The organism is Gillisia sp. Hel_I_29 (genome assembly GCF_000744275.1).
GTDB lineage: Bacteria > Bacteroidota > Bacteroidia > Flavobacteriales > Flavobacteriaceae > Gillisia.
Genome location: NZ_JQLP01000005.1, coordinates 1,686,194 through 1,701,849, shown reverse-complemented (window position 1 = coordinate 1,701,849; position 15,656 = coordinate 1,686,194). Strand labels below are relative to the sequence as shown.

The following is a 15,656-nucleotide window of genomic DNA, read 5'->3' as shown; positions in this document are numbered from 1 at the left end:
GAACGTCTTTGGCTTTTATTGAGATCTTTCTTATTTTATATCACTTCTACTCGTTCATTTATTAGAACTAATATTTTATATTAATTATTCTAAATTACACCTAAAAAACTTAAATTTGAGCTTTCTCAAACAACACAAAACAAGGCAGAATGATCCTTTTCTTCGGAACCCAAACCACTAAGGTTTACGCAGTGCAAACGCACTCCACACTTTCAGCGCAGGATATTTCAAAATTAGACTGGCTTTTCGGCGACGCCCAACACCTCAATAAATCTGCACTTGCAGATTTTTTTATTGGTCCACGTGCCGCAATGGTTACTCCTTGGAGTACTAATGCTGTAGAAATAACCCAAACAATGGGTATTAAAGGAATTCTTAGAATTGAAGAATTTCTAAAAGTTGATTCAAAATATAGCAAATTTGATCCGATGCTTTCTCAGAAGTATGATGGGTTGGATCAGGAAATATTCACAGTAGATAGCAAGCCTCAAGCTATTATTGAGGTAGAAGATATTGCAGCTTTCAACAAACAGGAAGGACTTTCCTTAAATGGTGAAGAAGTAGCATACCTTCAAAATCTAGCTAAAAAATTAGAACGAAAACTTACAGATTCAGAAGTTTTCGGATTTTCTCAAGTAAATTCAGAGCATTGTAGACACAAGATCTTCAATGGTACTTTTGTGATAGATGGAAAAGAAAAACCATCTACCCTCTTTAAGCTTATCAGAAAAACTTCCGAAGAAAATCCAAATGGGATTGTTTCTGCATATAAAGACAATGTAGCTTTTGTAAAAGGACCCAGAGTGCAGCAATTTGCACCAAAAGCTGCAGATGTTCCAGAATACTACCAAAATACAGATTTTGAATCTGTGATCTCCCTAAAAGCTGAAACCCATAACTTTCCAACAACAGTAGAACCTTTTAATGGAGCTGCTACCGGAAGTGGTGGAGAGATTAGAGATAGACTTGCCGGCGGAAAAGGTTCTTTACCATTAGCGGGAACTGCTGTTTATATGACGTCTTATTCTAGATTAGATAAGAATAACAAAGATTGGGAAAAGAAAATTCAGGAAAGAAAGTGGTTGTATCAAACACCTATGGATATCTTGATAAAAGCATCAAACGGAGCTTCAGATTTTGGCAATAAATTTGGCCAGCCTTTAATAACCGGTTCTGTTCTAACTTTTGAACATTCAGAAAATGACAGGACTTTGGCCTATGATAAAGTGATCATGCTTGCTGGAGGAATAGGATATGGAAAAGCAGATCAGGCCATCAAAGAAGTTCCTAAAAAAGGAGATAAAATAGTAGTTCTTGGTGGTGAGAATTACAGAATTGGAATGGGTGGAGCTGCAGTATCTTCTGCAGATACCGGTGCTTTAGGAAGCAGAATTGAATTAAACGCTATACAAAGAGCGAACCCGGAAATGCAAAAAAGAGCTGCAAATGCTATTCGAGGAATGGTAGAACGTGAGCACAACCCTATAATTTCTATCCATGATCATGGCGCTGGTGGACATTTAAACTGTCTAAGCGAACTTGTTGAAGATACCGGAGGAAATATAGATCTGGATGAATTACCTGTTGGAGATCCTACCCTATCGTCTAAAGAGATCATAGGTAATGAGTCTCAAGAACGAATGGGACTTCTTATTGCTGAAAAAGATATGGAGACCCTAAGAAAGGTTTCTGAGAGAGAAAGAACCCCTATGTACAGCGTAGGTCATGTTACAGAAGACAGACATTTCTTATTTCAAAGTAAGAAAACCGGTGAAAAACCAATGGATCTGGAATTGGCAGATATGTTTGGAAGTTCTCCAAAAACTATCATGACAGATAGTACTGTAGATAGAAAATATGCTGAAGTTTCTTATTCAAAAGAAAAAATCAATGAATATTTAGAACAACTACTTCAATTAGAAGCGGTTGCTTGTAAAGATTGGTTGACCAATAAAGTAGATAGATGTGTTACCGGCCGAGTTGCTAAACAACAAACCGCAGGACCATTGCAACTTCCATTAAACAATGTTGGGGTGATGGCCTTAGATTATAACGGAAAAGAAGGAGTTGCTACCACCATTGGGCACTCCCCCATTTCGGCTTTGGTAGATCCTGTTGCAGGTTCCAGAAATTCTATTGGAGAAGCACTTTCAAACCTAATTTGGGCACCGCTTGAAAAAGGAATGAAATCTGTTTCGCTTTCTGCAAACTGGATGTGGCCTTGTAATAATGAAGGTGAAGATGCTAGATTATACGAAGCGGTTCAAGGAGTTTCAGATTTTTCTATAGAATTAGGGATCAACGTTCCAACGGGAAAAGATTCTCTTTCTATGAAACAAAAATATAAAGAAGGAGACGTGCTTGCACCGGGAACGGTTATTATTTCTGCTGCCGGGCATTGCGATAATATTACTAAAGTTGTAGAGCCGGTTCTTAAAAAGAATAGCGGTGATGTTTATTATATCAACTTATCTCAAGATTCGTTTAAATTGGGAGGTTCTTCTTTTGGACAAATTTTGAATAAAGTGGGAGCTGAAGTGCCAACCATAAAAGATGCAGCTTCATTTAAAAATGCTTTTAATACTATCCAGGGATTGATCAAGGCAGATCTTATTGCTGCCGGACACGATGTGGCTTCGGGAGGATTGATCACTACTTTATTAGAAATGTGTTTTGCCGATGTGAATTTAGGCGCAAAACTTGATCTTACAGGATTGAATGAAGAAGATTCTGTAAAACTTCTTTTCAATGAAAACTGCGGAATCGTTTTTCAAGCGAAAGATAATAGTGCAGTTGAAGAAGTGCTGAAAGACAACGCAATAAAATTCTTTAAAATAGGAAATGTTGTAGAAGGAACTTCAGTAGAAATTAGAAATGGAATGGACGAATTTAAGTTCGATATTCCAAGCTTAAGAGATACTTGGTATAAAACGTCTTTCCTATTAGATGAAGCTCAAAGCGGAATAGACAATGCTACGCAGCGTTTTAATAATTATAAAAAGCAACCATTAGAATTTGTTTTTCCTAAACATTTTGATGGAAAATTACCAAAATTAGATAGTTCTAAACCAAAGATTAAAGCAGCGATCATCAGAGAAAAAGGATCGAATTCTGAACGTGAGATGGCTCGTGCTATGCACCTTGCAGGATTTGATGTTAAAGATGTGCACATGACAGATCTTATCTCTGGCAGAGAAACTTTAGAAGACATCAAGTTTATAGCTGCTGTTGGTGGTTTCTCAAATTCAGATGTTTTGGGAAGTGCTAAAGGTTGGGCTGGAGCTTTCTTGTATAACGAAAAAGCTAAAAATGCATTAGACAAGTTCTTCGCTAGAGAAGATACGTTGTCTCTTGGAGTTTGTAATGGATGCCAGTTATTCATTGAATTAGGACTTATTAATCCGGATGATTCGCAAAAGCCAAAAATGCAGCATAATGAATCTCATAAGTTTGAATGTAATTTCACTTCCGTAGAAATTCAGGAGAACAACTCTGTAATGTTATCAAGTCTTGCGGGAAGTAAATTAGGTATTTGGGCTGCGCACGGAGAAGGAAAATTTAGTTTTCCTTATGAAGAGCGCAACTATAATATCGTAGGAAAATATGGATATGTAGGGTATCCAGCCAATCCAAACGGTTCTCATTTTAATGCCGCAATGCTTACAGATGTTACCGGAAGACATTTAGTAACTATGCCACATTTTGAGAGATCAACCTTTCAATGGAATTGGGCCTACTATCCAGAAGGAAGAAAAGATGAAGTTTCTCCTTGGTTAGAAGGTTTTGTAAACGCAAGAAAGTGGTTGGAAAAGATATAGACAATCAAATTTAAAGATCATAAAAAGATGGGATAATGAATATATCCCATCTTTTTTTATATAATAGATTTGAAATAGCCTCCAATTTTACTATTTTGCATGGAACATTTTATTAAAACACTTAAATGACTGATATAAAACGGCTTTTTGATTTTCCATATTATCAATTAGAGAATCATCCTTTAGAAGTAGCCTTGGCCACGAAATACAATGGTAAATGGGAGACTTTATCTACACAACAATATATAGACCAGGCAAATGTAATTAGCCGCGGACTATTAAGACTGGGAGTTAAGCCCAATGATAAAATTGCGGTAATCTCTACATCTAATAGAAATGAATGGAATGTTTTAGATATTGGAGTTTTACAATTAGGAGCTCAGAACGTTCCTATCTATCCCACTATTTCTGAAGAAGATTATGAATATGTTCTTAATCATAGTGGTGCTACCTATTGCTTTGTATCAGACACAGAGGTATTAGAGAAATTGAGAGCGATTCAGCATAACACCCAATTAAAAGAGGTTTATTCTTTTGACGAAATTGAAGGTTGTAAGAATTGGAAAGAAGTTTTAGATCAAGGGGAAGATAAAAGCAATCAAGACGAAGTAGAAACGCTAAAGAAAGCTGTTACAGAAAAAGATCTTGCAACTATAATCTATACTTCCGGAACTACAGGAAGACCTAAAGGTGTGATGCTCTCTCATGAAAATATTGCCAGTGATGTATTGGGAAGTTCTCTTAGAGTTCCTTTTGAAACAGGAGTATATACCGCTTTGAGCTTTTTACCAATTTGTCACATCTTTGAAAGAATGATACTCTATCTATACCAATATTATAGCGTATCTATCTATTTCGCAGAGTCTATAGATAAGATAAGTGATAACTTAAAAGAAGTTAAACCACACGTTATAACTGCAGTACCCCGCCTTTTAGAAAAGGTTTACGATAAAATTATCGCAAAAGGCACAGATCTTGGCGGTGTAAAACAGAAATTATTTTATTGGGCAGTAGAACTCGGATTGGAATATGAACCATACGGTGCCAATGGCTGGTGGTATGAAACCAAGCTTAGCCTTGCCAGAAAACTTATTTTCTCTAAATGGAAAGAAGGTTTAGGTGGTAATATTGAATTGATTGTTTCTGGTAGTGCCGCTCTACAACCAAGACTTACCAGAGTTTTTGCAGCGGCTGGAATACCGGTTATGGAAGGTTATGGATTAACTGAAACATCTCCTGTAATTGCGGTAAATGACCAGCGTAAGAAAGGATTTAAGATAGGTACAGTTGGGAGAGTTATAGATAATGTAGAAGTTAAAATAGCTGAAGATGGGGAGATCCTTACTAAAGGTCCAAATTTAATGATAGGCTATTTTAAGGATAAGGAGAAAACCGATGAGGCTATAAATCCTGAGGGATGGTTCCATACTGGAGATATTGGAGAAATCGATAAAGAAGGTTTCTTGAAAATCACAGATAGAAAAAAAGAAATGTTTAAGACATCTGGAGGGAAGTATGTTGCTCCTCAAATAATTGAAAATACCATGAAGCAATCTCGCTTTATAGAGCAGATCATGGTTATTGGTGAAGGAGAAAAAATGCCTGCAGCCTTTATTCAGCCTAATTTTGAGTTTGTTGAAGATTGGGCTAAAAGAAAAAATTTAGATCTTGGAAAATCTTCTGAAGAACTTGTTGAAAATGAGGAAGTAATAAAACGCATTCAGGAAGAAGTAGATTTTTACAACGCTAAGTTTGGACATTGGGAGAAAGTAAAACGTTTTGAACTAACGCCTGAAGTATGGGGAATAGATAACGATATGCTTACTCCTACTATGAAATTGAAGCGTAGAAATATAAAAGAGAAATATATGGATCTCTATAATAAGATCTACGAACGTTAGAATCTTTCATATATAATATTAAGTTACTGTTAAACTCCTCAAAATTGAGGAGTTTTTTTATTGTATTAGCTTAAATTTAAGTGTTTTGCTTTCAAGATGAAATTTTAGTCTAATTTATTATGCATGCATAATAATTTTTTATAACTTTGGATTCCATCAATTTAAATATGAAAGAAAAAACCATCGATTACGTCTTGCGAGCTACCTGGATGGCAGTCTCAAAAATGTATAATGAAGAAGCTGGCAAAGCTGGAAGTACGATGGCAACAGGATTTGCACTTTTAAGCATAGATCCGGAAAAAGGCACCCCTTCTACATCACTTGGCCCCAAAATGGGAATGGAAGCCACCAGTTTATCCAGAATTTTAAAGACCATGGAAGAGAAAGGTCTTATAGAAAGAAAGAAAAATCCAAACGATGGCAGAAGTGTTCTTCTTCACCTAACAGATTTCGGCAAAGAAATGAGAGATTTTTCTAAAGGTGTAGTGCTAAGGTTTGATGAGGTGGTAAAAGAATCTGTATCCCCGGAAGAGTTAAAAACCTTTATGAATGTTGCCAATACTATTATGGAGCTTATTTCAAACAAAAAAGTATACAAGCAAGACATTAGTAAATAATTTAAAGATAAAGGCCGGTAGTTATATGGTCTTTAATAATTCAAAAATAAACATCAACAAATGAAACGTAGAATTAATAAAGTAGCAGTTATTGGCTCCGGAATTATGGGTAGCGGTATTGCATGTCATTTCGCAAACATAGGAGTAGAAGTTCTTCTACTGGATATAGTTCCTCGAGAACTTAATGAGAAAGAAAAGAAAAAAGGGTTAACCTTAGAAGACAAAGTAGTTCGTAATAGAATTGTAAATGAAGATTTACAAACTGCTCTAAAATCTAAGCCCTCTCCTATCTATAATCAGGCATTTGCTAGTAGAATAAAAACGGGGAATTTAGAAGATGATATTTCTAAAGTTTCAGAAGTTGATTGGATAATAGAGGTTGTTGTAGAAAGACTTGATATTAAAAAGCAGGTTTTTGATAATCTTGAAAAGCATAGAAAACCGGGAACTTTAATTACTTCTAACACCTCTGGAATTCCAATAAAATTTATGAGTGAAGGAAGAAGCGAAGATTTTCAGAAGCATTTCTGTGGAACTCACTTCTTTAACCCACCTAGATATTTAAGATTATTTGAAATTATTCCAGGACCAAAAACAGATCCGGAAGTTCTAAGTTTCTTAAATGAATACGGAGAAAAATTCTTAGGTAAAACCACAGTTATTGCTAAAGATACTCCTGCATTTGTAGGAAACAGAGTTGGTATTTTTAGTATTATGAGTTTGTTCCATATGGTAAAAGATATGGATATGACCATTGAAGAGGTTGATAAACTAACCGGACCAGTAATTGGTAGACCTAAGTCTGCAACTTTTAGAACGGTAGACGTTGTAGGACTAGATACCTTAGTTCATGTTGCTAATGGGTTACATCAGGGTGTACCATCAGATGAGCAACATGATCTATTCGCCTTACCAAACTTCATAGATTCTATGATGACCAATAAGTGGTTAGGAAGTAAATCTGGCCAAGGGTTTTATAAAAAAATTAAAAATGAAGATGGATCTAGCGAGATACAATCTTTAGATCTAAATACCTTAGAATACAGAGGATCAAAAAGAGCTTCTTTTGCTACTTTAGAAATGACCAAGACCATAGATAATGTGGTAGATAGATTTAAGGTGCTAATTAAAGGTAAAGATAAGGCGGGTGAATTCTATAGAAAGAACTTCTCTGCCCTTTTCGCTTATGTTTCGAACAGAATTCCAGAAATAGCAGATGAGCTTTACAAAATTGATGATGCCATGAAAGCTGGTTTTGGATGGGAACATGGACCATTTCAAATTTGGGATGCTATTGGTGTAGAAAAAGGTATCGAAATGATGAAAGCAGAAGGTCATGAACCTGCTGCATGGGTTAAGGAGATGCTAGAAAGCGGAAGTAAGAGTTTCTATACCGTAAAAGAAGGAAATACTTATTATTATGACATTCCTAAAAAGGAACAGGTAAAAGTACCAGGTCAGGATGCATTCATTATTCTTGATAATATTAGAGAATCTAAAGAGGTCTTTAAAAATAGTGGCGTTGTAGTTGAAGATCTAGGAGATGGAATCTTGAATGTTGAATTCAGAAGTAAAATGAATTCTATTGGAGGTGATGTTCTTGATGGATTGAACAAAGCATTGGATATTGCTGAAAGAGATTACCAAGGATTGGTAGTTGCTAACAATGGGAAGAATTTCTCTGTAGGAGCAAATATCGGGATGATCTTTATGATGGCGGTTGAACAGGAGTATGACGAATTGAACACGGCAATCAAATATTTCCAAGATACTATGATGAGAATGCGCTACTCTTCTATTCCAACAGTTGCTGCACCACATGCAATGACACTTGGTGGTGGATGTGAACTTTCACTTCATGCAGATATGGTAGTTGCTGCGGCAGAAACCTATATCGGTTTAGTTGAATTTGGAGTTGGTGTAATTCCTGGTGGTGGTGGATCTAAAGAAATGACGGTTCGTGCTGCTGCTACTTATCATGATGGTGATGTAGAGTTGAATAGACTAAGAGAACATTTCTTAGCTATTGGAATGGCTAAAGTTTCTACTTCTGCCCACGAAGCGTTTGACCTAAATCTACTTCAAAAAGGAAAAGATATAGTTGTTATAAATCCAGACCGTCAATTAGCAATTGCTAAGAAACATGCTTTGTTAATGGCTGAAAACGGATATACACAACCGGTAAAACAATCTAATATTAAGGTTTTAGGAAAACAAGCATTAGGAGCTTTTTACGTAGGAACAGACCAAATGTTTGCAGGAAAATATATAAGTGAGCATGATAAGAAGATCGCAAACAAATTGGCCTATGTAATGGCTGGTGGAGATCTTTCTGATGCTAATTATGTAAGTGAACAATATCTACTAGATCTTGAAAGAGAAGCATTCTTATCTCTTACAGGAGAACGTAAGACTTTAGAAAGATTAGAACACATGTTGAAAAAGGGGAAACCACTTAGAAATTAGTATTGAGTGAGCAGTAGTGAGTATTGAGACAAATTTGTATAAATGCATAAGATTGAAGATTTAAAAATTTGGCAGAAATCAATGAATTTGACTAAATCAGTTTATAAGATTTGTGCAGAATTACCAGCAGATGAAAGATTTGGTCTTATCTCACAAATTAACAGATGTGCTATTTCAATTCCTTCAAATATTGCTGAAGGTGCTGGAAGAAATTCTCAAAAAGAATTCACACATTTTCTATCAATTGTCAATGGATTATCATATGAATTACAAACACAGCTTATACTCTCTATGGAACTCGAACTAATTTCAGAAGAAAAAATAAAACCAATACTTAAAGATATTATTGAGATTCAAAAAATGAATTTTGGACTTCAAAAATCATTATAAAAACTCAATACTAAGTACTAAAATCTTAATACTATTAACATGAAAACAGCATATATAGTTAAAGCATATAGAACTGCAGTTGGAAAAGCTCCTCGCGGAGTCTTCAGATTTAAAAGACCTGATGAATTAGCAGCAGAAACTATTCAATACATGATGGACAAAGTTCCAAATTTTGATAAATCTCGAATTGATGATGTTATTGTAGGAAACGCAATGCCTGAAGCAGAACAAGGACTTAACGTAGGTAGATTCATCTCTCTTATGGGTCTTAAGGTGGAAGACGTTCCTGGAATGACCGTCAACCGTTATTGCGCATCTGGATTGGAAACCATTGCCATTGCTTCAGCAAAAATACAGAGCGGAATGGCAGATTGTATTATTGCAGGTGGTGCAGAAAGCATGAGTTATATCCCAATGGGAGGATATAAACCAACGCCAGACTACAAAGTGGCCAAAGAAGGCAATGAAGATTATTACTGGGGAATGGGTCTTACTGCAGAAGAGGTTGCAAATAGATACAAGATCTCTAGAGAAGATCAAGATGAATTTGCCTTCACTTCTCACCAAAGAGCCTTAAAAGCTCAAAAAGAAGGAAGATTTAAAGATCAGATCGTCCCAATTACTGTTAACGAGACTTTTGTTGGTCCTGATGGAAAAAAACAAACCAAGTCTTATACAGTAACTGAAGATGAAGGTCCAAGAGCAGATACTTCTATTGAAGTATTGAACAAATTGAGACCTGTATTTGCAGATGGAGGAAGTGTAACTGCCGGAAACTCATCACAAATGAGTGATGGTGCTGCCTTTGTTATGGTTATGAGTGAAGAAATGATGAAAGAGATGAATTTGGAGCCAATTGCTAGATTAGTAAGTTATGCTCCGGTAGGATTAGAACCTAAAATTATGGGGATGGGACCTGTTTATGCAATTCCAAAGGCTTTAAAACAAGGTGGATTGAAACAAAATGACATTGAATTGTTCGAGTTGAACGAAGCTTTTGCTTCTCAATCTCTTGCAGTTATTAGAGAACTAGGTTTGAATAAGGATATTGTAAATGTAAATGGTGGAGCTATCTCTATGGGTCACCCACTAGGATGTACAGGAGCAAAATTATCTGTTCAGATCTTCGATGAAATGAAAAAACGTGAATTAAAGAATAAATATGCCATGGTAACTATGTGCGTGGGTACCGGACAAGGTGCTGCAGGTGTTTACGAGGTATTTTAATTAATTCAATTAAAATAGTATTAACCAATCTGAATTATAATCGACTATAAGATTTTATAATTCAACATTCAATAAAATAAAATGAGCGATACAGCAACGAACAAAGATCTATTACGCGGTGGACAATTTCTTGTAAAAGAAACCAAGTGCGAAGATGTTTTTACTCCAGAAGATTTCAACGAGGAGCAAAATATGATGAAAGACTCGGTTAAAGAATTTGTAGACCGTGAAATCTGGCCTAAAAAAGAAGAATTTGAACAAAAGAATTATGCTCTAACCAAAGAGGTGATGGAAAAAGCTGGAGAACTTGGTTTTCTAGGTATTTCTGTTCCTGAAGAATACGATGGTTTGGGAATGGGTTTTGTTTCTACAATGTTAGTATGTGATTATATTTCTGGTGCAACCGGATCTGTAGCAACTGCGTTTGGAGCACATACGGGAATTGGAACTATGCCAATAACCCTATACGGAACTGAAGAACAAAAGAAAAAATATGTTCCAAAATTAGCTACCGGAGAATGGTTTGGAGCTTATTGCCTTACAGAGCCAGGTGCAGGTAGTGATGCCAACTCTGGAAAGACTAAAGCTGTTCTTTCTGAAGACGGAAAGTCTTACAGCATTAGCGGACAGAAAATGTGGATCTCCAATGCAGGATTTGCTCATACTTTTATAGTTTTTGCCCGTATTGAAGATGATAAATACATCACCGGATTTATTGTTGAATATGATAAAGAAAATCCAAACGGAATTTCTTTTGGGGAGGAAGAAAAGAAATTGGGTATTCACTCCTCTTCTACTCGCCAAGTATTTTTTAATGAGACAAAAGTTCCGGCAGAAAATATGCTATCTGAAAGAGGTAACGGTTTTAAGATCGCAATGAATGCTTTGAACGTAGGTAGAATTAAGTTGGCTGCAGCTTGTTTAGACGCTCAGAGAAGAGTTATTACAAGTTCTGTAAGCTATGCTAATGAGCGTACACAATTCAATACTCCTATTGCTCAGTTTGGAGCTATTAAATCTAAATTAGCCGAAATGGCTACTTCAGCTTATGCCGGAGAATCTGCATCTTACAGAGCTGCTAAAAATATTGAAGATAGAATAACTCTTAGAACCGAAGAAGGAAACTCTCATGCAGATGCAGAATTAAAGAGTGTTGAAGAATATGCAATAGAATGTTCAATTCTAAAAGTAGCTTGTTCAGAAGACGTTCAAAACTGTAGCGATGAAGGGATTCAGGTATATGGAGGAATGGGATTCTCTGCAGACACTCCAATGGAATCTGCATGGAGAGATGCCCGTATCTCTCGTATATACGAAGGTACTAACGAGATTAACAGAATGCTAGCTGTTGGAATGTTAGTAAAGAAAGCAATGAAAGGTCACGTAGATCTTTTGGGACCAGCTACTAAAGTTGGGGAAGAACTTACAGGTATTCCTTCTTTTGACAAACCAGACTATTCTGAATTATTTGCAGAAGAAAAAGAGCTTCTTGCTAACCTTAAGAAAGTGTTTTTAATGGTTGCCGGTAGTGCAGTTCAAAAATTTGGTCCACAATTAGAAGATCATCAGCAATTACTTTTAGCTTCTTCAGATATTCTTATTGAAGTATATATGGCAGAATCTACTTTGTTAAGAACTGAAAAAAATGCGAAGCGTTTTGGAGAAGATCAGCAAAAAGAACAAATAGCTATGACAAAGTTGTACCTATACCATGCTGTAGATACTATCACTCAAAAAGCGAAAGAAGCAATTGTATCTTTTGCTGAAGGAGATGAGCAACGTATGATGTTAATGGGACTTAAACGTTTCACTAAATATCAAAATCAGCCTAACGTAGTTGAATTGAGAAATATGATTGCTGATAAATTAACTTCAGAAAACAAATATTGTTTCTAAGAAGCTTTAAAATTATCATATTATTAAGCCACCTTGTAATTAAGGTGGCTTTTTATTTTTTAATTGTTAAAGTTTAATGATGTTAACTATTGTAAATCAATTAATAAGAATAACCATATCGTACTATGTTCATTAAAATATTAATTATTTGTTAAGGTAATTGCTATAATAATATATATTGTAGGCTTAATCCCTAACAAACTTAACAAATGAAAAAATTAATTTTAGGAATGGCTGCTATGGCTTTGATGTTCACATCGTGTAATGATGACCAATCAGAAAATGTGGATGAAATTGCTCAAGAAAACGTAGATATGAGTGACTTTTATGTTTACACCGATTTTACCGCAAATGATGAATTTAAAGCTGCAGAAGGCAAGAAAAATTGTTATTCTATGCAACATCTTAATCATATGCTAAATAAGGATGAGAAGCTTTATAAAAAGATGTATGATATAGAACATAACACAAGATCTATACTTGCTAAATCGTCTAACGGGCAAAAAGGCAAACCAGGATCCGGAGGTGGTGGATCTACCCCTCCTGTTTCAGATAACTTAGGAGTAATTTCTATTCCTGTAGTAATAACTGTTGTATACAGCAATTCTCAAGAAAATATTTCTGATGCTCAGATCAATTCTCAACTTGCAGTTTTAAATAATGACTTTAGAGCAACAAATGGAGATAGAAGTAATATTCCTTCAGAATTTGCTGGGCTAGCTGCAGATTCTGAAATTCAATTTACTTTAGCTGGTGTGCGCAGATATAGTAATTCTACCACCCAGTGGGGAACAAATGATGCTGTAAAGAGTCAGTACCCACCCGTAACTCCATCTTCTACACTAAATATCTGGGTTTGTAATATTGGAGGAGGAATTCTTGGTTATGCACAATTTCCAGGTGGACCATCATCCACAGATGGTGTAGTAATAGGACCAAATTACTTTGGTAGCACAGGTTATGTCTCTGCTCCGTTCAATAAAGGTAGAACCGCAACTCATGAGGTTGGTCACTACTTAAACCTACGTCATATCTGGGGTGATGGTAGATGTCAACAAGATGATTTTGTTGCAGATACCCCTTCTTCAGATGCACCAAATTATGGTTGTCCATCATACCCTACCGTAAATTGTAGATCTACTGATATGACTATGAACTATATGGATTATACTAATGATGCATGTATGTATATGTTCTCTAATGGTCAAAAAGAAAGACTTAGAACTATTTTTATGAGTGGAGGACCAAGACAAGCAATGGCTAACTAAAACACACCTTATTTATTTTATTTAAAAGCCACCCAAATTAGGTGGCTTTTTTAATTTATAATTATTTTCTATATTATCCAATATCAACAAATGATCCTATGATAAAAATAACAGTTCAAATCTGGCTACTTATTGGATTTATAGTTAGTTTTCAAAATACTTTTGCATATCAAAATGAAAAAGATAGCACCAAAACAGAAGACCAAAATTCACCAGATAAAAGTCTTATTGTTAATGATAGCTTGAATTATGATCAAAATCCATTAGTAGAATATTCCGAAGGTTATTATATTGTTAATCAACTTAACGAGGCTATTGGCTTACCTCCAAAGGAATTTAATTTAACATCCCCACAGGCTACTTTAGAACATTTTATAGTAAGTTCTAGAAATAAAAAATTTGATGAAGCAGCTTACGCTCTAAATTTCAATTTACTGTCTGATAATATTTCAAAAGAAGATGCAGCAATAATTACGGAAAAATTGTTCTTCGTAATAGAACAACGTGTTCTCATTTCTTGGGATAATATTCCAGATAGGCCAGATGGACAAGTAGATATTAGCACTTCCACAAATAAGGCAGTTGCGGGTAAACCAAGAAGAAGTATAAAGTTTGGAGAAATAGAAATGGATGGACGGGACATTGTATTTCGCTTACAACGCTTAAAATATAAGGACAATGGACCGCTATGGCTTATTTCTTCTCAAACCGTAGAGAATATTGAACCGCTTTATAAAATCTATGGTCCTAGAAAGTTAGATAAGATAATGCCTACTTGGATAAGCTTTAAAATACTTGATATTCCATTTTGGAAATACTTTGGAACTTTACTCTTAATAATTATATCCTATCTAATTGCTAAAGGCGTTGCCATAATCATTAGAAAGATCTTTTCTAGTTCAAATACATATTGGATAAAAGATATCGCTAATAAATTATCATCTCCCGCTGGTTCTGCGATAGGAGTCTTAATATTTTATTTGCTACTCAATAAATTAATATCATTCTCAGGTCCTTTGGCCAGAGGTATCTATGCTATTCTATTGCTATCAGTAATTATTATTTTTACTTGGCTAATTATGAGACTCATAGATTATATCATGGATTTTTTTACTAAAAGTAAAATTGGTGATATTACAGCAGAAGAAAACAGTGAGTCTAGAAGGATGTTAACCTACATTTCTGTTGGTAGAAGAATTTTTATTTTTGCAATAGTCATTACTTCAGCCTATATAATGCTATCACAGTTCCCTTCCCTAGAAAATTTAGGAATTTCTTTGATGGCATCTGCTGGAATAGCTACGGTTGTTTTAGGTATTGCAGCACAAAGTACGTTGGGTAATATTATTGCCGGTATACAAATAGCAATCACAAAGCCTGTTAGAATTGGAGATGCTTTAATTATTGAAGGTGATTATGGTTTTGTTGAAGATATTCGCTTTACATATCTTATAGTGAGAACATGGAATTTGCATCGCAAAATTATTCCCCTAAGAGATGTTATATCTGAAAGTTTTAAAAACCTATCTATAACCAATTCGCAAAAATTAGGGGAAATTGAAATTGTAGCTGATTATAGAATTGATGTTCAAAAAGTAAGAGAAAAATTTTCTGAACTTTTAAAGCAATCTGAAGATTGGGACCAAGATTATGAACCTATAGTTGAAGTTACCGAGATTACCGAGAAAACTCTCAAAATGAGATGTCTTTGTAGCGCAAAGGACTTTTCTAGCGTTTGGAACCTTAGATGTAAATTACGTGAAGAGCTTATCAAATATGTGTGTGAACTAGAAGATGGACTCTACCTTTCTAAACAACGTGTGAGTATTCAAAAGATCAACGATGAAACTGATCAATTTGATTGATATGAATATCCAAAAAATCTAGGTGTTATAAAATTTAGTCAAAGTATACATACGCAAAATGGAACTAGTTTGTTTAGGTTCAATTTAAGATATATGAGTTACTCATACTAGTGTAGAATAACAAAAAAATATAATATCAACAGACAATCTTAAAACTTTCTTCGCAAGTGATATTGGCATGAAGAACGGAGTAACCTTATCATTAATT

General features: G+C 35.1%; 9 protein-coding genes. All 9 read left to right on the top strand.

Annotation, left to right across the window (positions count from 1 at the left end; genetic code table 11):
- Nucleotides 1–149: 149 nt before the first annotated feature.
- The 9 genes from purL (at nt 150) to P163_RS12820 (ending at nt 15,448) form a co-directional block, all read left to right on the top strand.
- Nucleotides 150–3,818, top strand: a complete 3,669-nt coding sequence (purL, locus tag P163_RS12860; RefSeq protein WP_034891933.1) for a phosphoribosylformylglycinamidine synthase — start codon at nt 150–152, stop codon at nt 3,816–3,818.
- 125 nt (nt 3,819–3,943) lie between these two features.
- Complete coding sequence (locus P163_RS12855) at nt 3,944–5,719, top strand: AMP-dependent synthetase/ligase (RefSeq protein ID WP_034891930.1); 1,776 nt, start codon at nt 3,944–3,946, stop codon at nt 5,717–5,719.
- 167 nt (nt 5,720–5,886) lie between these two features.
- Nucleotides 5,887–6,336 (top strand): MarR family winged helix-turn-helix transcriptional regulator, encoded by a 450-nt coding sequence (locus P163_RS12850; protein ID WP_034891927.1) that lies wholly within the window; start codon nt 5,887–5,889, stop codon nt 6,334–6,336.
- 60 nt (nt 6,337–6,396) lie between these two features.
- Nucleotides 6,397–8,802 carry a 3-hydroxyacyl-CoA dehydrogenase/enoyl-CoA hydratase family protein gene (locus P163_RS12845; RefSeq protein WP_034891922.1) on the top strand — a complete coding sequence of 802 codons (2,406 nt, stop codon included), beginning with the start codon at nt 6,397–6,399 and terminating at the stop codon, nt 8,800–8,802.
- 42 nt (nt 8,803–8,844) lie between these two features.
- Entirely contained in the window at nt 8,845–9,192 is a 348-nt protein-coding gene (locus P163_RS12840) for a four helix bundle protein (protein ID WP_034891920.1), read from the top strand.
- A gap of 39 nt (nt 9,193–9,231) precedes the next feature.
- Entirely contained in the window at nt 9,232–10,419 is a 1,188-nt protein-coding gene (locus P163_RS12835) for an acetyl-CoA C-acyltransferase (RefSeq protein WP_034891911.1), read from the top strand.
- Nucleotides 10,420–10,500: 81 nt separating this feature from the next.
- Nucleotides 10,501–12,315 (top strand): acyl-CoA dehydrogenase family protein, encoded by a 1,815-nt coding sequence (locus tag P163_RS12830; protein WP_034891909.1) that lies wholly within the window; start codon nt 10,501–10,503, stop codon nt 12,313–12,315.
- Between the two features lie 209 nt (nt 12,316–12,524).
- Nucleotides 12,525–13,583: a zinc metalloprotease gene (locus P163_RS12825; protein WP_034891906.1), complete on the top strand. Its 1,059-nt coding sequence runs from the start codon at nt 12,525–12,527 to the stop codon at nt 13,581–13,583.
- 98 nt (nt 13,584–13,681) lie between these two features.
- Nucleotides 13,682–15,448 (top strand): mechanosensitive ion channel family protein, encoded by a 1,767-nt coding sequence (locus tag P163_RS12820; RefSeq protein WP_051931243.1) that lies wholly within the window; start codon nt 13,682–13,684, stop codon nt 15,446–15,448.
- Nucleotides 15,449–15,656 lie beyond the last annotated feature (208 nt).